Raw genomic sequence first — 26719 nt, 5'->3', positions numbered from 1 at the left:
GCTCAGGTACCCCCGTATATAAATAACTGACTTGTTGCAGATACCCCGTATTGGCCATCACATATTTTTTCTCTCTAAATTGCACTCTATGCTATTTACTATTTTTAATAGTCATAACTTAGCTATCCTACCTTCTTTCTCAATTAAAAAGAACGAAATCATAAAAAGATTTCGTTCTTTTTTGCACTGATGAAGACTTATACATCAGTCTTCTCTTCTTTGTGTTTTTAATACCATGACACTGCTAATTCTATTTACCGGACAATTCGCGATACAATTCAACCCGGTCTTTTGCATCTTCCATCGTCTTATCCATCAAACGCTCAACTTCTTGCTGATCTTTAATAATATTCGGCAGTGCAGAGAAGCGTGTTTGACGTGATAGAAACTCCGGCAACTTCGCAAAATCAGATTTACGGTAGTCAACAACCATCGGCTCTTTACCTTTGGCAATAAGCTGCGGGTTGTAACGATACAGTGGCCAGTACCCTGACTCCACAGCCTCTTTCGAGATTTGAACAGCTTGGCTCAAACCGCCGATAACGCCATGGTTGATACAAGGGACGTAACCGATAATGATAGACGGTCCAGGATATTTTTCAGCCTCGTCAATGGCTTTGATTGTCTGCATCGGATTGGCATTCAATGCGATTTGAGCAACATATACATTGCCGTAAGTCATCGCCATCATGCCCAAGTCTTTCTTCGATGTCCGTTTACCGCCGGCTGCAAATTTCGCAATAGCCGCCGCTGGTGTTGCTTTGGAGGTCTGCCCACCTGTGTTGGCATACACTTCATTGTCCATAACAAAAATATTAACATCTTCGCCGCTGGCCAAAACATGGTCAATACCGCTAAAGCCGATATCATATGCCCAGCCGTCCCCGCCGATAATCCACTGACTCGGCTTGATGAACAAATCTTTTTGCTGATAGATGTCTTCTAACACATCATTGCCGGCTTTTTCTGCTTCCAGAGCAGCAATCAGTTTAGTTGAACGCTGACGTGACCCTTCGCCCTCGGACATATGGTCAATCCAGTCCTGCATCAGAGCCTGCAATTCTTCCGACCCTTGTTTATCTGCCAAGGCCTTTTCCATCACATGCTGTAAATGTTCCCGCTTCGTTTTATTAGCAAGATACATTCCCAGACCATATTCAGCATTATCTTCAAACAACGAATTACTCCATGCCGGTCCTTGCCCGTATTGGTTGGTCGTATATGGAGTCGCAGGTGATGACGCGCCCCAAATAGACGAACACCCTGTGGCATTGGCCATCAACATTCTATCACCATACAATTGCGTGATCAGCTTGATATAAGCTGTTTCGCCGCAGCCGGCACAAGCGCCTGAAAACTCAACTAGCGGCTGTTCGAACTGCGACCCTTTGATAGACAATTTTTTCACCGGGTTGGCTTTTTGTTTCAGCGTCATTGCAAAGGCCCAGTTCATTGCCTCTTCTTTTTGTTCCTCGTAAGGTTTCATCACCAAGGCTTTTTCACGGGCCGGACAAACATCGACACACAGACCGCAGCCTGTACAGTCTTCCAGCGAGACTTGAATACGATACATCAAGCCGTCTGCACCGCGCATCTCACGCGTGATGAAGCCTTCCGGTGCTTCGGTCATCTCTTCTTCATCTGCAAGGAACGGACGGATAGCCGCATGAGGACAAACAAATGCACATTCATTACACATCGTACATTTTTCCGGAATCCATTCCGGTACTTCCAGCGCAATGCCTCGTTTTTCATAAGCCGCTGTGCCGGACGGAATGGTACCGTCAGTCATTTCATTATCAACTAAATCGCCGACTGTCAGCAAATCGCCTTCCTGACGGTTCATCGGTTCCAGAATTTCCCGGATAAACTTAGGTTTGGATTCATCCGCAGGCTCTGGAACGACCTCAAGCTCAGCCCAGTTTGCCGGCACCTCAACTTGATGCAATGCTTCAAAGGTGGCATCCACGGCCTGATGATTGCGTTCAACAATCTTCATGGATTTTTTGCCGTATGCTGATTCAATTTCTGCCTTTAATAACGGCAGGAATGTCTCGCGGTCCATAATGGATGTCAATTCAAAGAATGCCGTTGACATGACAGTATTGATACGTCTGCCCAAGCCACACTCACGGGCAATGACATCCGCGTTGATGATGTAAAACTTAATATCGTGTTCTGCGATATATTTTTTCAAACGTTTTGGCAGTAACCGCAGCACATGTTCTTCATCCCATGTTGTATTCAACAGGAACGTGCCACCGTTTTTCAAGCCTTTCAGCAAGTCATATTGATGAATGTATGACGCGTTATGACAGCCGATAAAATCAGCTTGTTCAATCAGATACGTCGATGTAATCGGTTCTTTGCCGAAACGTAAATGAGACACGGTCAGCCCGCCGGATTTTTTCGAGTCGTATGAAAAATAAGCTTGCGCATATAAATCAGTATTATTCCCGATAATTTTAATTGCCTGCTTATTGGCGCCGACAGTTCCGTCAGAACCGAAGCCCCAGAATTTTGCCTGATACGTTGTTTCAGGTGTCAAATCCAATGTGCCTTCGCTTGGCAATGACAGATTCGTCACGTCATCAACTATACCGATTGTAAAGCGCTGTTTCAGCTCCTCAGCCGGCAGCAGCAGATGGTCGAAAACAGCTTTTATCTGATCTGGCGCCACGTTCTTCGAGCCTAATCCGTAGCGTCCGCCAATCACAACAGGACGGTTAGTGTGACGATACAACACGCTTTGCACGTCAAGCAACAGCGGCTCGCCGTCGGCACCTGGTTCTTTTGTCCGGTCTAGAACAGCGATGCGTTCAACCGTGTCAGGCAGTTTTTCCAGCAGATTGTCAGCCGGGAACGGACGATACAAATGGATATTGATATGACCGACTTTTCTTCCTTGAGCATTCAGGTAGTCAACCACTTGCTGAATGACCGGAGACACTGACCCCATTGAAATAATAACTTCGGTCGCATCATCTGCACCATAATAATCTGTTAAATCATACGTCGTTCCACGCAGTTTATTGATTTCTTGCATGTACTTTTGAACGATTTCCGGCACCGCATCATAGTAGGTATTTACCGTTTCACGCTGCTGGAAATGAATGTCAGGGTTTTGTGCTGTCCCTGTGATACTTGGTCTGTTAGGGTTCATACTGCGATTTCTGAATTTTTGTAAAGCATCCTGATTGATCAGTTTTTTCAAATCATCATAGTCCAGTGCTTCAATTTTTTGAATCTCGTGACTGGTTCTAAAGCCATCAAAAAAACTCAGAAACGGCAGGCTGGCCTCAATACTTGCCAAGTGAGCCACTGCAGCCAAATCCATAACTTCTTGCACACTGCTTTCCGCCAACATACAAAAACCAGTTTGGCGTGCAGCCATCACATCGCCATGGTCACCGAAAATATTCAACGCATTGGTCGTGATGGCACGCGCCGCCACGTGAAAGACGGCAGGAAGCAATTCGCCGGCTATTTTATACATGTTGGGAATCATCAGCAGCAAGCCTTGAGAGGCAGTGTATGTAGAAGTAAGCGCACCAGATTTCAGCGAACCATGCACTGCACCGGCTGCACCAGCCTCCGACTGCATTTCAACCAGCTTTAATTTCTCGCCAAAGATATTTTTCTTGCCTTGCGTTGCCCATTCGTCCACGACTTCTGCCATAGTAGAACTTGGCGTGATGGGATAAATTGCTGCTACTTCGGTAAATGCGTATGAAATATAAGATGCAGCTGTGTTACCATCCATCGTCTTGGTATTTTTCATTCTATTCAATCCTTTTCTCTCTTACTTAGATTTTCCCGACGCAACTTTTTTTTCTTCAACATACTTCATTATTTCATTTGCCGCAACTTTTCCTGCCCCCATGGCAAGTATCACCGTTGCTGCCCCCGTTACAATATCACCGCCGGCAAACACTCCCGGCACAGACGTTTTACCCGTTTCAGGATCAGCATCAACATACCCCCACTTGTTCAACTTCAATTCAGGAAACGTTGTCAATAAGACTTTGTTCGCTCCTTGACCGATGGCTTCGATGACCGCATCGGCTTCAATGATAAATTCGCTGCCTGGTATCGGTGACGGACGGCGTCTGCCGGACTCATCCGGTTCTCCAAGCGCCATCTTCACAACCTTGACACCGCCAACCGCCCCCGTGCCGTCATCCAAGTATTCCACTGGATTTGTCTGCCAGTAATACTCGATGCCTTCTTCTACCGAGTGATGGTATTCTTCAATCCGCGCCGGCAGTTCTTCTAAAGAACGCCGATAAATAATCGACACTTTTTCAGCACCAATCCGTTTCGCTGAACGGGCGGAATCCATGGCTACATTTCCTCCGCCAATAACCACCACATGCTTGGAATCTTTGATTGGTGTATCGAAGCGCGGGAACTCATACCCGTGCATTAAGTTGATACGTGTCAAATATTCGCTGGATGAATACACCCCGTTGAGCGAGGTGCCCGATATTCCCATAAAGTTCGGCGTGCCTGCGCCCACTGCTAAATAACAGGCATCAAATTCCGACATAATTTCTTCCATGTCAATTGTCTTGCCGACGACGACATTCGTCTCAATTTTTACCCCGAGTTTTTCAATCGTACCGATTTCCTGCTTAACGATTTTTTTAGGCAAGCGAAACTCCGGGATACCGTAAGAAAGTACACCGCCTGCGCTATGCAGCGCCTCAAAAATAGTGACATCATACCCGGCTTTCGCCAAATCACCGGCAACTGTCAGCCCTGATGGTCCAGAACCAACGACTGCAACCTTGCCTTTTTTCTCATCAGGCAGGACAAGATCTTCACTGTAATCATTATCAAGCGCCCAATCACCTACAAGACGTTCTAATTTACCAATCGCGACTGGCTCGAAATTCTTGGCTTTGCCAAGCTTGCAGACCATTTCGCATTGTTTTTCCTGAGGGCATACCCGTCCGCAAATAGCCGGCAAATTAGTGTACTTTTTTAATATTTTAGCCGCTTCTTCTAAATTACCTTCACGAATTTGTAAAATGAAACCCGGAATATCAATCATGACCGGACAAGCCTCAATACACGGCGCATTGCGGCACTGAAGGCATCTAGCCGCCTCCAGCTTGCCTTCATCGAGCGTGTAACCGAGACACACTTCATTAAAATTGGTCACACGTACTTCTGGTGCCTGTTCTGCAATCGCAGTTTTTTCCCGACTTCTTCTAGCCATTATCAATCACCTGCTCTTTCTGATAAGTCTCAAGAGAACAGGCCTCTTCGTCACGATACTGCTTCATTCGCTGGATAAATTCATCCCAATGGACGTCTGTTCCAAGAAATTCAGGACCGTCCACACAGGCAAACTTCGTCGTATCGCCGATAGACACCCGGCATCCGCCGCACATGCCTGTGCCGTCAATCATGATCGGATTCAACGAAACATAAATCGGCACGCCGTATTTCTCAGCTGTCAATGTGCAAAACTTCATCATCACACTCGGCCCGATTGCCCATGCAGTATCCACTGTTTCACGTTTGAATATCCGTTCCATGGCATCTGTTACCAGACCTTTTTCCCCAAGAGAGCCATCATCTGTCATAACTATTAGTTCATCGGAGTATGCTTCGCACTGCTCTTTCAGAATAATCAGGTCAGCTGTCCGCGCTCCCAACACTGTAATAACTTTGTTGCCGGCTTCCTTCAGACCTTTAACAATGGGGAATAAAGCGGCAATCCCGACGCCGCCTCCAACTAAAAGAACAGTCCCGTATTGTTTAATCTCTGTCGGTGTGCCCAACGGACCTAAAACATCTAAAATATGATCTCCTACTGTTAAAGTCGACAGTTTTTTGGTGGATTTTCCAATAACCTGATAAATCAGACAGACAGTCCCATTATCTTTATCAGTATCAACGATCGTCAGTGGAATTCTCTCACCTAATTCGTCAACCCGCAGAATAATAAACTGTCCTGGCTGTGCTTTCTTGGCAATCCGGTCATTCTCAAACCAGATTTCATACTCATTATCAGACAACTGCCGGTATTTAGTTATTCTATTCACAAACAAACTCCCTTCTAAGAAGAAATTGGCATATTACGCCAATTTCCTGTGGTTCCTTAAACGTTTGCCATTAAATCGTCTACAAATTTCTGGAGCAATTCAATGTCTTCGTCTTCAGCATTATTTTCGATTTCTACTGTTTCAGCACCTTTTTTGGCACCGGTTTTCTCAAATTCTTCCACAAAATCATGAGCTGATTTACAATAGAATTCACCATATTCCTTATCCCCAGAACCAACAACACCGTAAATTTTGCCATCTAAATCCTGTTCGCCTAATTCATCAAAGAAATCTTCGAATTCAAAAGGCAAGTCACCTTCGCCGTATGTGTAGGTTGCTACAATACAAATATCTGCATCCTCGAAGAAATCCTCATCCACGTCCGAACATTCTTCACGTTCGACTTCTGCCCCAGCCTCTTGCAGTTTTTCTTCGATGATTTCAGAAATTTCTTCGGTGTTACCTGTCATACTTGCATAAACAATTTTCGCTAGTGTCATAATCAACTTTCCTTTCTTTCCAAAAATAATTATACCTATTCAGCAGCAAATGCAGCTGAAAAATGGACAAATCAATGCGGCATTCTTTTTATGAAAACGCTCATAAAAAGAACTTTAGAAACCCGTTACAATCTATAAATATACTATACCATATCATGTCAAAACTACAATAATATTCAGGCGAAAAAAAATTTTTTCTGTTTAGTTTCTACCCATATCTTTTTCTTTGCATACACACCGCTTCCAAAACAGCGCCGCCTAACGCCCTTGCTTTATCAGAAATTGTGAAGCAGTTCATTTTTTCTTCAAGGCGAGGGTCTATGTCAGCTACTTTTAATCCCTCAGTTATCCGGACATTTTCAGAGATGAGACCTCTCAACACGCCGGATATAGGAGCTGTCACGTTTTGACCAGCGATACTGAAAAGAGTGTCTCCCGCCAAAACAGAATCACCTATTTTTTTATTATGGCTAATGCGGCCTGACACGGGTGCATGAATCACGCGTTCCGAACTCTTGCTGGCAATTAATCCAGGGATACCGGTATTCGGCAAAGCTGTGCCTTGAAAAATCAACCTTCCTAAGTTGTGCCCCCGCATGGTCTCTACAACCACATCTACTTCATCCGGAGCACTGAACCCTGGACCCAAAGCTACAACGAAAGGCGCCATTGCTTTAGATGTACCAAGATTTTTTTGGCCATGATAGCATCTATGACATACGCCGGTTTCAGCTTTTCAATCACTGCACCTTCTTCATCAATTAATACCGGAACTTTTCCGGAGGACAGTATCTCCTGGCACATTTCACTGTCGGCAGCGTACACAGCCGGCACGTCCTCAACCTGATACTCGCCATATTCAATAGCTGTGGAAATGGAAACAGTGCGTCTGATAGCTAGCGGTTTTGCAACTTCCAGCACAATGACCAGAAAGCCGCAGCGCCAAAGTTTCTGGACGACGCCCGTAGCCAAATCGCCGCCGCCCCGAACGATTACAAGCTGACCGGTGTTGACTCGTTTTTCTCCCAAAGAATCACCCCCTGTCCCTTTTGTGCGCTCCCTGCAATGATTTTGTCGATACCGGCCCTTTTTTTTGAAGACAGTTCTGCTATACGGACGGCTTGTTGCAACGCATTTTCGTTAACATCGGCCTGGTTTAAAAATAGGATACGTTGACCGGCGCCCTCCCTGAAAAGGCCATTGTCATGTGTCGCGATTCGGGCAAGAAGCTCTGCACTGATAGGGTCGCCTAAAGAAACCTCAAAATCCTTTGCAAACAGTGCCAGCCGGTGCACAGTCCCTTCTGAAACCGGCCGCCCGATTACTGTCAAAGGGAGAATCCCCACTGTCATCGTCGTTTCCGGGATAATCACCGGTTCATAACTTTTCCAAGCTTTTAGCGGCAGTGTTTTGGAACCGTCACATTCCATCACAACCTTTTGAAATAATGGGACAATTTCCCGCAATTGCGATAAAGGCAAGGAAGTTATTTTCGATTTTCCCGGCAAAACTTTTCCGACAACAGTGATTCCGCTTGCCACCTGTTCCTTCGAGACAGAGCCGGGATAAAAGGAGATGTCCCTGAAAGGCGGGAACGGGTAGCCGATATGGGTCGTTGTTGTAATGAGTAGCGCTTCATCAGACAAACGACCTGCCAAGTGCCATAACAAGGTTGTTTTGCCGCCGCTGCCGACCAGCGAAATAATCTCACGTTTTTTTAACTGAAAACAATCAACTAACGGCCGCATACGATACCATCCTTTTTGTCTTCAGCAGCAAGTGCAATCAATTTTCGGAAGTCAGTTTGTGTGTCCACATCCATCAGTTGACGGCTGGTAGTATTGATGCAGTACCATGACGACTTGTTGTTGTCGCGGATTTCCTTGCCGCCCTTATCGCCCGTCAGCTGCAGCAGTTCAGCCCTGAATCTCTTGCCGAAACTTGCCGGACTGCCGACTTGCCCTGTTTCATCCACTGGTACGACAATACGATGTTCCTCCGAAGCATTAACGATACGATTGAGTAAGGCGGCTGACAGCAGCGGCTGGTCGATTGGTAAAAACAAATAGCTGTCGCCGGTGGCATGACTGACCCCTAAACGTACAGCTGCACTTTGTCCGGTCTCGGCTTCATGATTGAAAATGACTTTTATCTGCTCGGGTACGGATACTCCAGCAGCATTTTCCGGTGAAATGACCAGCAGCTTTTCAACAGCAGACACTTGTTGGACTAGCCTGAATGTATGCTCAATAAAAGTCAAGCCTTGATAGGGTAAAAACAACTTATTGCATGCCAGTCGTTTGGAAAGACCAGAGGCTAAAATAATGATGCTAACTTTACTCATTGTCTGCTCTCCTTATCAACAGGATACCACAATGCGTCGCGAAAAACATCGGCAAATCGTAAATCCGGCCGAAGCTTTTCACGACTAGCACAGCAGTTTATTTGTCAGTTATTTCTTTTTCTTTTTTTGGTAAGGGGTGTCAGCCAGCGGCAGTACCGGTCTCAACTGCTTGTCCATACTGAAGTATGCTCCGGCAATTGCTGGTGCGGTCGGAATCGTAGCCAACTCGCCAACCCCTTTGATGCCATATGCCAACCCCTCGTGAATGTCCTTTGCTTGGACCAGCTTGATTTCAATCGGAGGCACGTCAACCGCCCGCGTCAATCCGAGAGTACCGTATTTCGCATCCACGTAGCCGTTTGTCATATCAAATTTTTCGGTGAGGGCATAACCCATCCCCATGACGATGCCGCCTTCGATTTGTCCCTCTGCCGCTTTAGGATTGACAACTTGCCCCATATCGTAGGCAGCGACTATTTTTTCCAGCTTTCCGTCAGCTTTCAATGTGACAACTTCTGCCGCATAACCGTATCCTGCATGACTGACCGGGTGCTTTTTGTCATTAATCAACGGATCTGTTTTAGCCGAGTATTCCCCGTAAAACTCCTGACCTTCTAAATCATCCAGTGTGCGCCCCATATCCAGCTCATAACGCAGCTGCTGGCATGCTCTGCGGGTCGCCTCGCCAGTGAATAGCGACTGCCGTGAAGCTGTTGTCGTTCCTGAGTCAGGTGTCCGTCTTGTGTCCGGCGCTTCCGCCACAATCATGTCTGCCGGCACATTCAGCGTTTCAACGGCAACTTGAGTAGTGACTGTCGCCATTCCTTGTCCAATACACGCCGCACTTGTCCGGAGATGGATTTTTCCTTCCTCTACCGAAACGATGCAACGGCCGACATCCGGCAAACCAACACCGATACCGCTGTTTTTATAAAAGCTCGCGATGCCGGCAAACTCAGCCGACTCATACTCTTCTTTGACCGCTTCAAGACATTCTTTCAAAGCTGCATTGCCGGAAACGATTTGCCCGTTCGGCAGACTGTCTCCCGGAGCGACAGCATTGCGATAACGAATTTCCCAAGGTGAAATACCGACCTTGTCAGCCAGAATATTCAGGTTGCTTTCTGTTGAAAATGCCGATTGACTTACACCGAATCCTCTAAATGCGCCGGCAGGAGGATTGTTGGTGTACACAGCAGTGCCCTCTATGTCAATGGCCTGATATTTGTAAGGACCGGCGGCGTGGGTACATGCTCTTTGCAGAACAGGACCGCCCAGCGACGCATACGCCCCCGTATCCGAAACGATAACCGCTTTCATGGCAGTCAAGTACCCGTTCTCATCACAGGCTGTCGTAAAGGTCATTTCCATAGCATGGCGTTTAGGGTGGATCATGATGCTTTCCTGACGAGTAAACAGAACTTTCACAGGCTTTTGCAAACACCAGGCTGCCAGTGCCGCGTGGTGCTGGACGCTCATGTCTTCCTTACCGCCAAAGCCTCCGCCGACCAGTTTTCCTTGAACATGAATCTGTTCTTTGTCCACACCCAACATTCTGGCAACTTCGCGCTGTTCATCGTAGATGCTTTGTCCGGCTGTATATAACAGCAGGCCGTTTTCGCCTTCCGGCATGGCGATCGCGCACTCCGGCTCCATGAAGGCGTGCTCATTGATCGGGACAGAGTAGTGCTGAGTCACAACATGCTTGGACCGGGCAATCACTTCATCAGCATCTCCCCGAATCAGGCGTTCATGAGATAAAATATTGCCCTTTTCATGGATGTTCGGTGCGCCTTCCGCAAGTGCCTGTTCCGGACTTGTGAGAGGCTCCAATTCTTCATAGGACACCTGAACAAGCTCTTTTATTTCTTCCAGTGTTTCTTTTTTCTTCGATACGACCAATGCTACCGCATCACCGACATATCTGGTAATATCGCCCACGCGAATCATAACGTCCCAGTCAGAAATAAACTCCAAGTGGCCGATTTTATTGTTGCCGGGTACGTCATCTGCTGTCAGTACGGCTTCACAATCCGGATGCGCCAATGCCTGACTGCTGTCTATTGCCAACACCCGGGCGCGAGGGTATTTGGTGCGGACTGCTGACGCATGAAGCATCCCTTCTACCACAATGTCATCCACATACTTACCTGTCCCCAATGTTTTTTCAACTGCATCCACGCGATGAAAATCAGTGCCCAGCTTGCCACTGGCACTATTTTCCGGAATGGCAAGATTTTCTCTGAATAGTTTGGCTGCCAGTTTAATCGCCTCAATGATTTTGACATAGCCAGTACACCGGCAGATATTGCCGCGAATCGCCTTTCTGACATCACTATCACTTGGGTCCGGCTTCTTATTAATAAGTCCCTGTGCCGCCAAAACCATACCTGGAATACAAAAACCGCATTGCACCGCCCCGGTTTCTGCGAATGCGTATGCATAAACTTCTTTTTGCCTCTCGCTCAACCCTTCAATCGTCAGGACTTCTTTACCTTCCAGCTTCTCTAATTTGAACAAACAGGCATTTGACACTCTGCCGTTAATCAGAACTGAACAGGCACCGCACTGACCCGATGCACACGCATCTTTCGTTCCTGTCAAACCTAAATCATCCCTGAGAAACTCCAACAAAGTTTTATTGACTGTTGACGTTTCAACCTTACCGTTGATGGTTATTGAATACATGAACTATTCTCCCCACTTCCTATTAATTAGTCTAATATCATGTTTATTGTAACAGAAAGATGATAGTCTCTTTTATCACTTTCTGTCCAACAGTTTTTGTTCAGACCTTTTTTGAATCAACTCTCCGGCAATACTGATGGCTAATTCTTCAGGTGTTTCAGCACCGATGTCTAAACCTATCGGCATGTTGACACGTTCGATTTGTGTCTCTGAAAAACCATCCTCTGCTAGCTTCTGTTTCTGGATCGCTACTTTCCGTTTGCTTCCCATCACACCTATATAGAAGGGCGACAGTTCCAGCAATTGAGTCAGGACGCAAAAGTCCAGCTTATGCCCTCTTGTCATTACAATAGCGTAGTCATCTGTTGATACTGTCACGAGTGAGTCGATTGCATGAAAATCGCCGCAAATCAATTCGCCAGCTGTTGGAAATCGCTCTTTTGACACATACTCTTGACGGTCGTCAACAACCGTGCAATCAAAGTCCAGTGTAGACAGCACAGCAGCCAGTGCTTGCGACACGTGACCGCAACCAAAAATCACCACTCTGTCGCTTAATGAAATTTCGTCGATGTAATAGGTTGTTTCACCGATTTGTTCACTGTGACAGCCCGCTTTAAAAGCATCTTTCTTCAGTTCTGGAAATGGCTGCCCTGTCCAGCCCTGTGTTTCTTCAACTAATGAAAAAGAACTGACTTGTTGTGATGCCACGCGGGTGACCAGCCAGGCTTTGCGGTCGACCTGTTTCTGAAGCTGGAGCACATCACGCAATTTTATGACAGGACGGGAAGTTGTATCTAAAAATTGAAACAGCACAAATGCCGTCCCGCCGCAGACCATGCCGATATCATCTTCGCGGTTTGGTGATAAAATGAATTTTTTTACCTCATTTTTTTGCTCATCAAGACAAATGCGGGCATGCACAAGCGACTGGTGTTCAATCGCACCGCCGCCGATTGTTCCTGCTTGTTCTCCTGCGGCTGACAGCAATAGTTTTGCACCGCTGCTTCTGGGCGTCGAGCCTATAGTTTTGACAACAGTCATCAGCACGGCTGGTATGCCTTCACGTACACATTTGGTTAATAAATCCACAATTGCTTTATTCATTGGTTCAAACTTCTCCTTATGCTTACCATTCAAGTTCTTTCGCAAAAATATCATTAAAATATTCATCGACCACTTCATACGTTTTCTGTTGAAATAACTGGTACTTTTTCATCAAACATTTGCCTTCCTCTGTAACAATCGAGCCGCCGCCATTGGCTCCGCCGATATTCGTGATAATCAGCGGGTAGCCGATTTCCTGTTCCGCCCGTTTTAAAATTCGCCACGCTTTATTATAAGACATCCCCATCCCTTTCGCAGCAGAATTTATCGATTTCGTTTCACAGATTCTGTCCAGCAATTCAATGACACCTGGGCCAAAAAAAGGCTTATCCGTACTTAGTTTCAGGTTTAACGAGTAACCAAACCTTTTCTCATGATCTGTCACGACAACCATCCCCTCCCTTATCAAAAATCATCGCAACACAGCTATACCTCAAATTTAGATAACGATTTTCAAAAACAAGTCCAGCCTTTGTCATTGATTGTCAAGCAACTGCCGCCCAGAATGTCTGTCTTAAGCCGGTTCGGTTTTTTCTTTGCTGCGTTTGCCGTGATTCAGTATCAAATTAAACAGGACCGCCGCAAGTGTCGTTAAAATGACTTCCGAACTGCCGAAAATCGTGTCAACCCATGCCGGAAAGCCGTTCAAACAGCCGGCAGATAATGCGACACCGACACCAAATGCCAGTGACAGACCGACAACCGCGGTATTTTCCGGCGTCAGCTTTTGGGAAGATATCATGCGGATTCCAGTCATAGAGATGGTGGCAAAGACGGAAATTGTCGCACCGCCTATAACTGGTTGAGGGATCGTCGTCAACACAGCGGCAATTTTAGGCACAACACCTGCAATAATCAATACCGCTGAAGCAAAAGCAAACACATACTTATTAATGACCTTTGTCACAGAAACCAGGCCGACATTCTGTCCGAACGTCGCCACCGGAACTGAGCCGAAAAAGCCGCCAATGACGTTGGTCAATCCGCTTCCCATAATCCCGCCGGACAATTCTTTGTCAGTCGGTTCCCTGTCCATTGCACCGACTGTTGTTGCTGTAAATTGACCGATGGCTTGCACGGAATCAACGATGAACATAATGATTAATGTAAAAATCGGTACGACTTTAAAAGACAGGCCGAAATGTCCAGGCATTATCACTTGAAACAGCGAGGCATTTTTAATCGGCTCAAAATCTACCATGCCCAGGAAAAGAGCTAACACATAACCGACAATCATGCCGCAAAGTATGGAAGCTAGTTTCAAAGTTCCTTTTGAAAAATTATTAAGATAAAAAACAATGCCAAAGGTAACGAGTGCGACGAGCCAATTTTGCAGAGAACCGAAATTATCGCTGCTGGCGCCTCCAGCCATGTATTTAATCGCTACTGGAAAAAGTGATAACCCGATGCTCAAAATAACTGTCCCAGTGACTAATGGCGGAAAAAGTATGCGTATTTTTTTGATGAAAAAGCCGATTAAAATAACAACCACTCCGCCAATCAGTTGGGCGCCGAAAATCGTTGCGATACCAAAGTCCGCTCCGATAGTCATCAGTACCGGCACGTAGGCAAAACTGGCCCCCATCATCACCGGCAGACGCGAGCCGACAATGCCGAACGGCTGAAAAACCTGTACCAGTGTCGCAATACCGGAAAAAAGCAGTGAGGTCTGAATCATCAATGTCGTATCACTCTGATTCAATCCTGACACCCCGGCAATCATGATACCTGGAGTCACAATTCCGACAACTGCGGCTACCACGTGCTGGAGCCCCATGGGGATAATATCCTTTAAAGCCGGCTTGTCATCATACTTAAACAGTGCATCTTTCTCTTCTTTCATGCAATCTCACTCCTTCAATTCATTGTATGCAGCTAAATTTTTGAGTTTAGCTGACAGTGCAGCCGCTAATAGTTACTTAACGGCTACAGCTTCAACTTCCACAAGTCCGCCTTTTGGTAATTCACACACTTGGATACAGGAACGTGCCGGTAATGCCTCGGAAAAATAAATGCCGTAAATATCATTCACGGTCGCAAAATCCGACATGTCCGTCAAAAAGATTGTCGTTTTGACCACGTCAATGTAAGACATACCTGCTGTTGTTAAGATGCTGCCCAAGTTATCCAACGCTTGAATTGTCTGAGTTGAAATATCTGTCTTCAATTCTCCTGTCACTGGGTCTAGCCCCAATTGACCTGATACATACAATGTATTGCCCGCCAACACCGAATGCGAGTAAGGCCCCACAGCGGCTGGTGCACTTTGTGAGTTGATTTGCTTGTTGCTCATTGTTTCATCCCTTTCAAATAGACTAATGCCGGATCAACGTCCCTGTTTTCCCTTCAATGCCGTCATGCGCTTTTTCCAGTAACGTAATAAGTGTTTTTCTCCCCGGCTTGGATTTGGCGAATTTAATAGCTGCTTCAACTTTAGGCAGCATTGAGCCTGGTGCAAAATGACCCTCTTCCGCTAATTTTTCCATTTCGTGAACGCTTACAGAAGAAAGTGCCTGCTGATCTGGTTTGCCGTAATTAATGCAGACCTTTTCCACAGCTGTCAAAATAATCAGGAAATCGGCATCCACTGCTTCTGCCAATATCTCGCTGCAAAAATCTTTGTCGATGACAGCCCCGACGCCCTTCAAGTGATTGGCGTTCTCTTTAACAATCGGAATCCCCCCGCCGCCGCAAGCAATGACCGTCTGACCGGCATCAATCAAAGCTTTGATTGTTTCGATTTCAATAATCTCTGTCGGTTTTGGCGATGCCACGACTTGCCGGTATCCGCGGCCGGCATCTTCCATTACCGTAATGTTTTTTTCCTGCACAAGCCGGTCTGCTTCTTCCTTTGACATAAAACGGCCAATCGGTTTTGTAGGTCGCTCAAAAGCTTTGTCAGTCGGGTCGACTGCGACTTGTGTGATGACAGTTGCAACCGGGCAAGTGATGCCTCTGTTCAGCAGTTCTTCCCGTAAGGCGTTCTGCAAATCATACCCCACATAGCTCTGACTCATTGCCACGCAAACTGACAAAGGCACGGTCGGATATTTTTCCGGCTGTTTCAAACTCAGCTCCTCCATTGCCAGTTGAATCATCCCTACCTGAGGACCATTTCCGTGAGAGAGGACGACCTCATAGCCGGCTTCAATCAAGTCCGCAATCGCTTGAGATGTGTGTTTAACAGCAGTCATCTGCTCGTTCAGATTGTTTCCGAGGGCATTGCCGCCTAAAGCAACAACAACGCGTTTTGCCATATTATCCACTCCTTACATTCTCTAAAAATCACAAACACCCACTTTCAGCAGGTCTGGCCAGGCCCGCAGTCCTGCACATTATTAACATCATAACTGCTGAAAGTGAGTGATTAAATGAGCTGCAGTCACTGAACCGTGACGGCACAACGTTTATTTATGAAATTCTCTTGGTGTCCCCTTTTCGGCAAGTTTTTTCAAGACATCTTGAGGTGCCTTCACTTTGCTCAGGAAAATCATCGCTGCAATGATATATGGTTTATAGCTGGCCTCTTTGTACAACGGCACCCGGTAGCGGTCAAAGACAGACGCTGCCACTTCACCCTGATCACAGCTGACACCTGTAATGTCCGCCGGCAGGCAGTGCATGTAAAGAGCTTTGCCGTCTTTGGTCGTTGCCATCAGTTCTTCTGTACATTCCCAGTCGGTGTGGTTGGCGTTTTGTGCCAGCAGCTCCTGCTCCAGCTTGTCGATACCGTCAAAATCACCTTTGCCGTAAAGTTCCGTTCTTTTTTCCATGGCAGCAAACGGTGCCCAGCTTTTCGGATACACAATGTCTGCATCTTTGAATGCTTCAGCCATTGAATTGGTTTTTGTGAACGAGCCGCCTGTTTCAGCAGCGTTGCGTTTGGCAACTTCTTCTACTTCCGGCATGATTTCATAACCTTCCGGATGAGCCAGCACAACATCCATTCCCAGTCTTGTCATTAAACCGACAATGCCTTGAGGAACAGACAGCGGTTTGCCGTATGAAGGCGAGTAGGCCCAAGTCATGGCGATTTTCTTGCCTTTCAAGTTTTCAATGCCGCCGAATTCATGGATTAGATGAAGCGCATCCGCCATTGACTGCGTCGGGTGGTCGATGTCACATTGTAAGTTGACAAGCGTTGGACGCTGTTCCAGCACACCGTCATCATGGCCTTCTTTGACAGAATCTGCTACTTCGTGCATGTAGGCATTGCCTTTTCCGATAAACATATCATCGCGAATTCCTATCACATCAGCCATAAAGGAAATCATATTGGCTGTCTCACGGACTGTTTCACCGTGGGAGATTTGACTCTTGCCTTCGTCCAAATCTTGAACTTCTAACCCAAGCAGGTTGCAAGCTGACGCAAAACTGAAGCGCGTACGGGTAGAATTGTCGCGAAACAGCGAAATACCTAAGCCGCTGTCAAAAATTTTAGTCGAAATATTATTTTCTCTCATGTAACGCAATGTATCGGCGATTGTGAAGACTGCTTCCAATTCTTCCGGTGTTTTCTCCCATGTCAGAAAGAAATCATTGTCGTACATGTTTTCAAAATCAAGTTGGTCCAGTTTCTCAATAAAATCCTGTAAAGTTGTCATATTTTTTTAGGCTCCTCATTTATTGTTTATGTTTCATATAAATACTAGGCAACGCTGCATAGAAAGCGGCACAACGCACTAAATCTTCTTTCCAAGTTTTTTCATTTGGGGCATGGGCCTGAGCTTCTGCTCCCGGGCCAAAACCGATACATGGGATGCCGTTACGCCCCATGATGGTCACGCCGTTAGTTGAGAACGTCCATTTGTCAAGCAGCGGACGTGATTGGCGCATCTTAACTGTGCCTTCTGACCCTTGACGCTCGGTACCGAATAATTGTTCGTGGGTTTCCATTAATGCCTTGGTAACATCATGGTCTTCTGGAATCACCCATGTCGGGAAGTAGCATTCGATCGGGTAAACTAGTCCGGTATATGATGGACGGTCGTAATCATACATGGAAACCGTCACGTCATCGCCATACTTCTTCACTGCCGGCAAATTGCGAATCTCTTCCAGACAGCTTTCCCATGTTTCGCCGGCCGTCATACGGCGATCGAGTGATACCGTACAGCCGTCAGCCACCGCACAGCGGCTAGGCGATGAATGGTAAATCTGAGAGACGGTGACTGTACCGCGGCCCAAGAAGCGCGCTTCCTGCCATTCCGGATTGTATTTTTCATCAAGCATTCTAACCAACCCTTTGATGGCTGTGCTTTCTGTATCGCCATTGTTGTTCAGTGCCCGTACATCTTGTAAAATATCTGCCATTTTGTAAATCGCGTTGTCGCCGCGCTCCGGAGCTGAACCGTGGCTTGATACACCTTTGACGTCAACACGGATTTCCATCCGTCCGCGTTGTCCGCGGTAAATACCGCCATCCGTCGGCTCTGTGGAAACAACAAATTCCGGACGAACTTTGTCTTCTTTGATGATGTATTGCCAGCATAAACCGTCGCAATCTTCTTCCTGCACAGTGACAGCAACCAGCACAGTGTACTGATCAGACAGCAGACCCAAATCTTTCATGATTTTTGCCCCGTAAACGGCTGATACGATACCGCCTTCTTGATCAGACGTACCGCGTCCGCCGATTTCTTCATCTGTTTCATACCCTTCATACGGGTCGAATTTCCAGTTAGAACGCTCGCCGATACCGACTGTGTCGATATGACCGTCAAACGCAATCAGTGTCTCACCAGTCCCCATGTAGCCCAACAAGTTGCCTTGAGGATCGACTTCAACTTTATCAAAGCCCAGTTTTTCCATTTCCTCTCTGGCTCTGGCCATTTTGGGACCTTCTTCAGCACTTTCGCCCGGTATATTGACTAAATCGCGTAAAAATTTTGTCATATCCTTTTCGTATGCTTGTGCAGCTTCTTTGATTGCATTAAAATCCATTATTCTTTCCCCCATACAATTTTTTTATAATGATCCGGATCAGTGTCGCCTTCTGTTGAAAACATCACAACAGTAGAGTGCTCATCCAGCTCAAGCGCTTCTTTCAATTCTTTGTACTCCTCATTTTGCATGATGGCTGCCAGCAATCCCATGCCGACAGCACCAGATTCACCGGAGATGACTTGCGGGTCGCCTTTCAGCGGTGCTCCCAAGAGACGCATGCCGTAAGCAGCCACCCAATCCGGGCAGGAGACGAAACAGTCCACGTGATTTTTTAAAATGTCGAACGAAATCGTGTTTGGTTCTCCACAGGCCAGACCTGCCATAATCGTCTGCAAGTCGCCGGTCACAAACCGGATTTTGCCGTCTTTGGCAATGGCTGATTGATACAAGCAATCGGCTGCCTCTGCCTCCATTACGATCATCTTAGGCGGATTATCTGGGTATTTATTCGCATAGTAACCGACCACTGCACCTGCCAGACTGCCGACACCTGCTTGCACGAATACGTGCGTTGGACGGTCTTTTCCTGCTTCTTCCAGCTGTCTGGAGGATTCCAGTGCCATTGTGCCGTAGCCTTGCATGATCCAAGTCGGAATTTTTTCGTAGCCTTCCCAAGCCGTATCCTGAACCATCACGCCGTTTTCGGTATTTTCGGCCATCTCATTTGCCATACGGACACACTCATCGTAATTGACCTCTTCAATCGTCACTGTGGCGCCTTCTTTTTGAATATTTTCAAGGCGTGTCTGAGTTGTACCTTTAGGCATCAAAACAACTGCTTTTTGGCCGAGCTTATTCGCCGCCCATGCAACACCGCGGCCGTGATTGCCGTCAGTTGCGGTGAAAAATGTCGCCTGTCCAAATTCGTCTCTCAGCGCGTCGGAAGTCAATACATCATAAGTCAGCTCTGACACATCTTTTCCAAGCTTGTCGGCAATATAGTTGGCCATCGCAAAAGAGCCGCCAAGCACTTTGAATGCATTTAAGCCGAATCGATAGGATTCATCCTTTATGAAAATATCCCCCAGCCCAAGGTACGCGGCCATTTGGTTTAATTTTGCCAGCGGTGTTTCGCTGTACTGTGGAAAACTACGGTGAAATGCCAGTGCTTTTTGGATTTTCTCGTCTCCCATCAGTGAAAAATACTGATCATCTGTCTTAGGCATCTCATTATTTGCCCATTTAATTTTTTCCAATGAATCTTCCTCCAATATCTATTTTTCCGGGTTGCGGAAAACCCGCAACCCAGCCGTTAAACAGTCGTTAATCAGGCTAATCCGGTTGATTTTTTGTGTGACGGTACACAAATTTTCCTTGTTTTTCAATTAAGACTTGCCCGTTTTCTGCCACTTTGATTCCCCGTAAATAAACTTTTTCAGGAGCGCCGATTGTTGCCATGCCTTCGTACGGCGTATAGTCGACATTTTGCAATTGTGTCGTATGAGAAATAACGGATTGGACGTTCGGGTCCCACACAACGATATCTGCGTCGCTCCCCGGCTGAATCACGCCTTTTTGCGGAAATAAATGAAATTGCCTGGCGATATTTTCTGATAACAGCGCGACCATTTTTTCCAGCGTGATTCGCCCTTTGGCTACGCCATAGGTATATATCAGCTCCGGTCTCGTTTCAACACCCGGCATACCATTGGGTATTTTACTGAAGTCAGCTTTCCCGAGGTCTTTTTGCCCGTGGAAATTAAAACTGCAATGATCTGTTGACACGGTGTCGATGTCATTGTGCTGTATGCCGAGCCAAAGTGCTTCTTGGTCAGCGACACTGCGCAAGGGCGGTGAACAGACATACTTCGCACTTTCAAAATCCGGCAAATCATACAGATGATCATCCAACACCAAGTATTGCGGACACGTTTCCACAAATACCTGCTGTCCGGCCTGGCGGGCACGTCGGACGGCCTCCAACCCTTCTTTTGTGCTGAGATGCACGATATTGACCGGCAATTCCGCCATTTTAGCAATGGTCAAATAACGCGTAACTGCTTCTGCCTCCAGTGCATTGGGACGGGATAAGGGATGATAATAAGGTGTCAGCTTCCCCTCGCCAACGAGCTTGGCAATCATTTCATTGACCAGTTCGCCATTTTCACAGTGAACCCCCAGCATGCCGCCGTATTTTTTGATCACCAGCATTGCTTCATACAACTCGGAGTCGCTTGCCCGCAGATTATCATAAGCCAGATACATCTTAAACGAGGTAATCCCCTGATTGAACATGGCTTTGATTTCATCTGCAGTTCCTGCATGCCAGTCAATCACCGACATGTGGTAAGTGTAGTCGCAGCTGCTTTTGTTTTCAGCCAGCCGGTTCCATGTTGCCAGGCATGACTGAAGTGTGCCCCCTTGATCCGGCGTTGCCATATCAATCACTGTCGTGGTTCCTTTGGCAACTGCCGCTCGGCTGCCGGTTGCAAAATTATCTGCTGTCCCTTGAGTTCCGGGACCGTTATTCAATTCTAAATGCGTATGCGCATCAATAAAGCCCGGCAGCAGAAACCGTCCGGTCACATCTTCGACACGGGAGTCTTCTTCAAGAAGATTCCCGCCGACCTCGATTATTTTACCGTCTGACAATCGTACATCCAGTTGGCGTCTGCCGTGAGCCGACACGACTGTACCGCCTTTTAATAATATTGACATATTGTCGTCCTCCATCAGAACGAAACAGCCGATTCAGCTGGTTTATAGCTGTAATGTGTAGTGATAATCTGCTACAATCGTCTGCATCATTTCAAAAATATCTGTTGGAATAGTAGCTGTTGCTTCATTCAGGTTCACCGTTGAAACAGTGCCCCATAATCTGACGCGGCAGTCGCCGGTTTCAGCATTTTCCAGATAAAAACCGGAATTGGTGCTGTCTGCAAAGTCCTCCGCACTGGTGAAAATAGTAAATTTATCTTTGTAAGGCGCACTTGAATACGGGCAGAAGGTTTCGCAGTTGCCGCACTCGTTGCACATTCTGTCAACGTGAACGATTTGCGGTGCACCATTCACAATAACGACTATGTTCGCACGGTTAGGACATACATCCATACAGGATTCGCAAATAGTGGAACACTCCAGACACCGTCCCGCCTGATTCATGGTGCATCCCGGCAGCTGCATGTCGCCGCGTTTTTGCCGGACTTTATCCACATCAGGATTGATGTTGACCTGTTCATAATGTTTATTATGAATCTCGCAAATATTGCTGACTGCTTTCGTGGCATCGGCAATGGCTTCAACAATTGTGGCCGGCCCGCGGTAAGCGTCGCCGATCACATAGACATTTTCCAGATTAGTTTTCAGCGTATCCGGTTGTGCAACAACATAACCGTATTGGTTTGTCTGTATCCCTATTTCCTGATAAAATGCTGTGTCGACTTTCTCTCCCACTGCCGCAATCAGCTGATCAGCAGGCATGTCGATAAACTCACCAGTCGGCACAGGGCGTCGGCGGCCTGACGCATCTCTGTCACCCAGCCGCATCTTTTCGCAGGTCAAAATACCGTCCACATGTTTGACAGGCGCCAATAATTCTCTGAATTTAACGCCGTCTTCAAGTGCCAGATACAATTCTTCTTCATCTGCCGGCATATTGCGTTTGTCACGGCGATAAACGACAGACACTTCTTTTACGCCCGGCAATCGCTTGGCCGCACGGGCGCAGTCCATCGCCGTGTTGCCGCCGCCGATGACGATGATGTGTTCACCGTAAGGATTGTCTGTCGGATTTTGGCGGTTGGCCACTAAAAATTTGATGGCATTCAACGAGGAACCGGCTTCCAAGTGCAGCACACCCGGTTGCCAGGCACCGATTGCGTAAATAACATTAGTGTAGCCTTGTGCACGTAGTTCAGCGAGACTCGGTGCGGCTTGCCCTGTTTTGAATTCTGCGCCCATGAATTTTGCCAAATCAACATCCCGCTGTACCGATGCCATCGAAATCCGGAACTCAGGAACTACTTGACTGCACACGCCGCCCGGCTGGTCCGCTTTTTCAAACACAGTGACAGGCATCCCTTCTCGTGCAAGCAGGAAACCCGCCGAAATACCTGCCGGTCCTCCGCCGACAACAGCTGTTTTTGGTGCATCAGCTTTGAGTGACGGCTTAGTCAGTGAGGCAAGATACTCATCATAAGCATTTTCAGCAGCTTCAAGCTTGGCTGCCCGGATGTGGATGGAGTCCTCATAAAATTGACGGGTACACTTTTCCATGCACGGATGGGCACATATCGTACCAGTGATGAATGGCAGCGGGTTTTTATCCACGATTACCTGCATCGCTTCGAAATATCTGCCCTCGGTCACATAGCGGAGATAAGCCGGGATATCCTGCGATATCGGACAGCCTCCGCGGCACGGCGCCGTGTAGCAATTGGTCAGCGGCACCTGCTCTTTGAGTTTAGGACTGGCCGGCAATTTGACCGACTTCCGGTAGCGGGCGGTGTCCTTAGCTTTTTCGACCAGTTTTGCCAAATGGGCACTGTTCACATTGACGGCATCAGGATAATCCGCATCACTCAGTAAATTTGCAATCTGGTTCATCCGCTGATAGCCGCCCGGTTTCAACAGTGTGGTAGCTACCGTAATCGGCCAGATACCTGCATCAAAAATTTCCCGCACATTGAAAACATCCGCCCCGCCGGAATAAGAAATTTGCAGTTTGCCGTCGAAAACGTCCGACAGCTTTTTCGCTAATGAAATACTGAGCGGATACAATGAACGGCCCGACATGTACATTTCTTCACTCGGCAGTTCGTCAGCTGCGACATCTACCGGGAAGGTATTTGTCAGCTTCACACCAAAACTCAGACCAAGCTTGTCAGCCTTTGCCTGCAAACGCTGAAGCATCGGCACGGCATCTTCAAATTGGAGGTCTTCTTTGAAATGGTGGTCATCGAATTGAATATAATCGAAGCCCAGCGCGTCCAGCGTGCTGCGTGCATAATCGTAACCAAGCATGGTCGGATTGCATTTGATGAATGTATTCAATCCTTTTTCTTCCAATAAATAATTCGAGATGCGCTCAATCTCTTCCGGCGGACAGCCGTGAAGCGTGGAAAGCGTAATCGAGCGGCAGACATTTGGTGAAATTGAATCGATGTACTCGCGGTCAATGTGTTTGAAATGCGGCAAGTAATTGTACGCTGTTTGGCGGCATTCTTCCCAAATCGGTGTACGGCTGGCATCCTGCATATCAACGATATACTTGTCCACTTTTTCGGACTTGATACCTGCCAAATCGTACCCGACACTCATATTGAAGATGAACCCGTTTTCAGACCCCAAACCTAATTCCTTGCTTAAAATTTTTAACAGGAACCAGGCTTTCACATACTCATCGTACGCTTGAGGTACACGCAGTTCTGTCGACCACTCGCAGTTATAGGCTTCATCGGCAGCAGTGATACACGGTTTAGCTACCGGCAAATCTTCACCGTCCAGCACTTGGACGGTCTTTACTTCAAAGAAGCGCGATCCCGTCAAATAGGACGCCACAATATTTTGCGTGAGTTGCGTATGCGGGCCGGCAGCAGGACCGCACGGCACTTCCATCGTTTCGCCGAAAAGCGAAACTGACTTGTCCGGGTCGGCTTTGAAAAATTTTCTGATACCAAAAATTTTCTGTTCGTCTTGGTATTCCTTCATAATCCAATTGAATAGCGCGTCAATTGAAATTGGATGCATTATATCGCTCATGTTCTATACCCTCTCTTATCCGAAATTGATTTAGCCGTTGATGCGCTTCCACAAATCATGTGCCTGTGCTTGTGCATCGGCATAAATTTTTTCCTCGTCTATACCGACCATTTCCCGGTCTTTCATTCTGACGGTACCGTTGATAATTGTGTCGGTCACTGCACGTCCATTGACACCGAACAGGATGTGGCTGTTGATGTTGTTCTCGGTAATCGGTGTCGGCGAGTGGTAATCCACTACGATAATATCGGCAGAGGCGCCTTCCTTAATGACGCCAAGCGGTTTGTCAAAGTAACGGTTAGCCATTTTAGGATTATTGTCAAACAGCATGGCCGGTACTTCGCTCCAAGCCGCATTCGGATCAACCAGATGATGCTTGTGGATGATGTTGGCGACCTTGAATGATTCGGTCATATCATTGGTATAACCGTCTGTTCCCAGCCCCATCATAATGCCGAACTCGTTGAACATTTTCATGGCCGGCGGACAGCCGACAGCGTTACCCATGTTGGACTCAGGATTGGTGACGACCATTGTGTCTGTTTCGCGAATAATGTCCATTTCCCGCGGATCGATATAAATGCAGTGTCCCAGCATGGTTTTTTCACCTAACAACCCAAGTTCAAACAGGCGGTTGACAATCGGCTTGCCGTATTTTTTCAATGAATCATATAAATCGTCCATGCCTTCGGCGACGTGTATGTGATAACCGATACCATCTGGAGTCTGTTCTTTGCATAGCGCCATGGAAGCATCGGAGAGGGTGAACGAAGCATGCATGCCCATCATCGCCTTTTGCATGTCGTCGGTACGGGATGCGGCTGCCTGGATAAAATCAGCATTTTCCTTAACAGCTTGTTTCATCTGTTCTTCACCATTGCGGTCGGAAACTTCATAACAGAGACATGTTCTCACACCGATTTCATCAGCAGCACGGGACAATTCTGCCAAACTGCCTGACACTTCACCATAGCTTGCATGGTGGTCAAAGACTGTCGTGACGCCATTTTTGACACTGTCCAAATACGCTGTTGCCGCACTGTGGTAGCAGTCTTTCAGATTCAGTTCGCTGTCAATGCGCCACCACTGGTCTCTCAGGATATCCATAAAATTTTTCGGATGATAGCCCCTAATGCTCAGGCCTCTGGCAAATGTGCTGTAAATATGATTGTGCATGTTGATGAAGCCGGGCATGATCAGCTTGCCTTTCGCATCAATAAAATCGGCGTCAGGGTAGGAAGCTTTCACGTCTTTTGTTATGCCAACTTGTTTGACCTGCGTGCCTTCAATAGCCACACAACCATCCTCTATCAGCATTTGTTCCGGGTTTCGAGTAATGAGTTTTCCATTTCCAATTAGTAACATACAATATCCTCCTGTGTTATTATTTTCACATACAAAAGCAAACGCTTACAATCAAAACACAATGAATCATAGTTATTTTATTCACACAGACAACATTCACTTTACCAGTTAAAAAGCCATTTCATGCGACCGTGATTTTCATACAATCAAAGTATATCACTTAGCCTGAAAAAAAACAATGCTAGCTAAAAAATATTTTTTAGTTTTTTCTTAATCCTTGTCAGAAGTGTATTTGCGTGCTATCATAATCTAAGATACTAGGTTGTAATGTAGGGAGTTACAGTCAGAAGGAGGAGGGAGTTTATGCTTCCAGATGAAAAATTCAATTTTTTGTCAAAAATTTCCAAGGCTATAGCAGGCCAGTTCGGACAAAATTGTGAAGTTGTTATCCATAGAATTAACGAGGATAACATAAACAACACTGTCATTTCTATCGAAAATGGGCATGTGTCTTCCCGTCAGGTTGGCGATGGTCCTTCCCAGATTGTGCTGGAAGCACTCAAAAAGCAGGCAGGATCGCTCAATGACCATGTCAATTATTTTACACGTACCCATGATGGAAAAATTCTCAAATCAAGTACAGTCTATTTCAAAGATGAGGAAGGCAAAGTCGAGTATATTTTTGCAATCAACTATGACATCAGCGCTTTAGCAGCTGCTTCCGAAACCATTTCTTCTTTCATTTCGATTCACGATGACGAGGATAAGGACAGAGAACCTGATTATATTCCTCAAAACATTAATGAACTGCTTGACGACTTGATTGAAGAATCCGTCAAACTCGTAGGAAAACCGGTTGCGATGATGACAAAAGAGGACAAAATAAGATGTATCCAGTTTTTGAATGACAAAGGCGCCTTCTTAGTGACCAAATCGGGGGATAAAATCGCTAACTTTTTTAATATCTCAAAATACACACTGTACAATTATATCGACGCCAAGTAACAAAATGGAAATGTCAGTTTTAAAAAGCGCATGAAAAAATGAAAAATCGTTTTTTCATGCGCTTTTTA

At 46.6% G+C, this 26719-nt stretch carries 19 protein-coding genes and 1 pseudogene; 1 reads left to right on the top strand and 19 read right to left on the bottom strand.

Going from position 1 to position 26719, the window contains the following annotated elements; genetic code table 11:
- Positions 1–250 precede the first annotated feature (250 nt).
- The 19 genes and pseudogenes from nifJ to ssnA form a co-directional block, all read right to left on the bottom strand.
- Positions 251–3781 carry a pyruvate:ferredoxin (flavodoxin) oxidoreductase gene (gene nifJ / locus CBF27_RS06845; RefSeq protein WP_126813580.1) on the bottom strand — a complete coding sequence of 1177 codons (3531 nt, stop codon included), beginning with the start codon at positions 3779–3781 and terminating at the stop codon, positions 251–253.
- Between the two features lie 21 nt (positions 3782–3802).
- Complete coding sequence (gene gltA / locus CBF27_RS06840; protein WP_126813579.1) at positions 3803–5224, bottom strand: NADPH-dependent glutamate synthase; 1422 nt, start codon at positions 5222–5224, stop codon at positions 3803–3805.
- Complete coding sequence (locus CBF27_RS06835) at positions 5217–6056, bottom strand: sulfide/dihydroorotate dehydrogenase-like FAD/NAD-binding protein (RefSeq protein ID WP_126813578.1); 840 nt, start codon at positions 6054–6056, stop codon at positions 5217–5219. Before CBF27_RS06835 ends, gltA begins: the two co-directional genes overlap by 8 nt.
- Positions 6057–6112: 56 nt before the next feature.
- Positions 6113–6556, bottom strand: a complete 444-nt coding sequence (locus CBF27_RS06830) for a flavodoxin (protein WP_126813577.1) — start codon at positions 6554–6556, stop codon at positions 6113–6115.
- Positions 6557–6764: 208 nt separating this feature from the next.
- Positions 6765–7585 (bottom strand): annotated as a pseudogene (gene yqeB, locus CBF27_RS06825) (selenium-dependent molybdenum cofactor biosynthesis protein YqeB).
- Positions 7549–8304, bottom strand: coding sequence for a selenium cofactor biosynthesis protein YqeC (gene yqeC / locus CBF27_RS06820; protein WP_126813576.1), 756 nt, complete (start codon positions 8302–8304; stop codon positions 7549–7551). The pseudogene yqeB and the gene yqeC overlap by 37 nt, the downstream one beginning before the upstream one ends.
- Positions 8292–8900: a nucleotidyltransferase family protein gene (locus tag CBF27_RS06815; RefSeq protein ID WP_126813575.1), complete on the bottom strand. Its 609-nt coding sequence runs from the start codon at positions 8898–8900 to the stop codon at positions 8292–8294. Before CBF27_RS06815 ends, yqeC begins: the two co-directional genes overlap by 13 nt.
- Positions 8901–9008: 108 nt before the next feature.
- Complete coding sequence (xdh, locus tag CBF27_RS06810) at positions 9009–11588, bottom strand: selenium-dependent xanthine dehydrogenase (protein WP_126813574.1); 2580 nt, start codon at positions 11586–11588, stop codon at positions 9009–9011.
- 75 nt (positions 11589–11663) lie between these two features.
- A complete protein-coding gene (locus tag CBF27_RS06805; RefSeq protein ID WP_170175031.1) occupies positions 11664–12695 on the bottom strand; it encodes an XdhC family protein in 1032 nt (343 codons plus the stop codon).
- A 22-nt stretch (positions 12696–12717) separates the two neighbouring features.
- Entirely contained in the window at positions 12718–13089 is a 372-nt protein-coding gene (locus CBF27_RS06800; protein ID WP_126813572.1) for a winged helix-turn-helix domain-containing protein, read from the bottom strand.
- A 120-nt stretch (positions 13090–13209) separates the two neighbouring features.
- A complete protein-coding gene (locus tag CBF27_RS06795; protein WP_126813571.1) occupies positions 13210–14538 on the bottom strand; it encodes a uracil-xanthine permease family protein in 1329 nt (442 codons plus the stop codon).
- 72 nt (positions 14539–14610) lie between these two features.
- Entirely contained in the window at positions 14611–14988 is a 378-nt protein-coding gene (locus CBF27_RS06790; protein WP_126813570.1) for a RidA family protein, read from the bottom strand.
- Between the two features lie 22 nt (positions 14989–15010).
- A complete protein-coding gene (arcC, locus tag CBF27_RS06785) occupies positions 15011–15952 on the bottom strand; it encodes a carbamate kinase (RefSeq protein WP_126813569.1) in 942 nt (313 codons plus the stop codon).
- A 150-nt stretch (positions 15953–16102) separates the two neighbouring features.
- The gene (gene ygeW, locus CBF27_RS06780) at positions 16103–17299 is read right to left on the bottom strand and encodes a knotted carbamoyltransferase YgeW (RefSeq protein ID WP_126813568.1); all 1197 of its coding nucleotides are present in this window, start codon (positions 17297–17299) and stop codon (positions 16103–16105) included.
- A 19-nt stretch (positions 17300–17318) separates the two neighbouring features.
- Entirely contained in the window at positions 17319–18638 is a 1320-nt protein-coding gene (locus tag CBF27_RS06775; protein ID WP_170175030.1) for a YgeY family selenium metabolism-linked hydrolase, read from the bottom strand.
- Positions 18638–19837: a diaminopropionate ammonia-lyase gene (dpaL, locus tag CBF27_RS06770; protein ID WP_126813566.1), complete on the bottom strand. Its 1200-nt coding sequence runs from the start codon at positions 19835–19837 to the stop codon at positions 18638–18640. The genes CBF27_RS06775 and dpaL overlap by 1 nt, the downstream gene beginning before the upstream one ends.
- A gap of 76 nt (positions 19838–19913) precedes the next feature.
- Entirely contained in the window at positions 19914–21299 is a 1386-nt protein-coding gene (hydA, locus tag CBF27_RS06765; protein ID WP_126813565.1) for a dihydropyrimidinase, read from the bottom strand.
- A gap of 42 nt (positions 21300–21341) precedes the next feature.
- Complete coding sequence (gene ygfK / locus CBF27_RS06760; RefSeq protein WP_126813564.1) at positions 21342–24341, bottom strand: putative selenate reductase subunit YgfK; 3000 nt, start codon at positions 24339–24341, stop codon at positions 21342–21344.
- Between the two features lie 30 nt (positions 24342–24371).
- Positions 24372–25706, bottom strand: coding sequence for a putative aminohydrolase SsnA (ssnA, locus tag CBF27_RS06755; protein WP_126813563.1), 1335 nt, complete (start codon positions 25704–25706; stop codon positions 24372–24374).
- A gap of 303 nt (positions 25707–26009) precedes the next feature.
- Here ssnA and CBF27_RS06750 point away from each other — a divergent pair, with 303 nt between their 5' ends.
- A complete protein-coding gene (locus CBF27_RS06750) occupies positions 26010–26651 on the top strand; it encodes a helix-turn-helix transcriptional regulator (RefSeq protein ID WP_126813562.1) in 642 nt (213 codons plus the stop codon).
- The last annotated feature ends 68 nt before the right edge of the window (positions 26652–26719 follow it).

Source organism: Vagococcus acidifermentans (assembly GCF_003987655.1).
Classification (GTDB): Bacteria; Bacillota; Bacilli; order Lactobacillales; family Vagococcaceae; genus Vagococcus_B; species Vagococcus_B acidifermentans.
The sequence above is the reverse complement of the archived record's forward strand: the minus strand, read 5'-3'. Positions and strand labels throughout refer to the sequence as shown.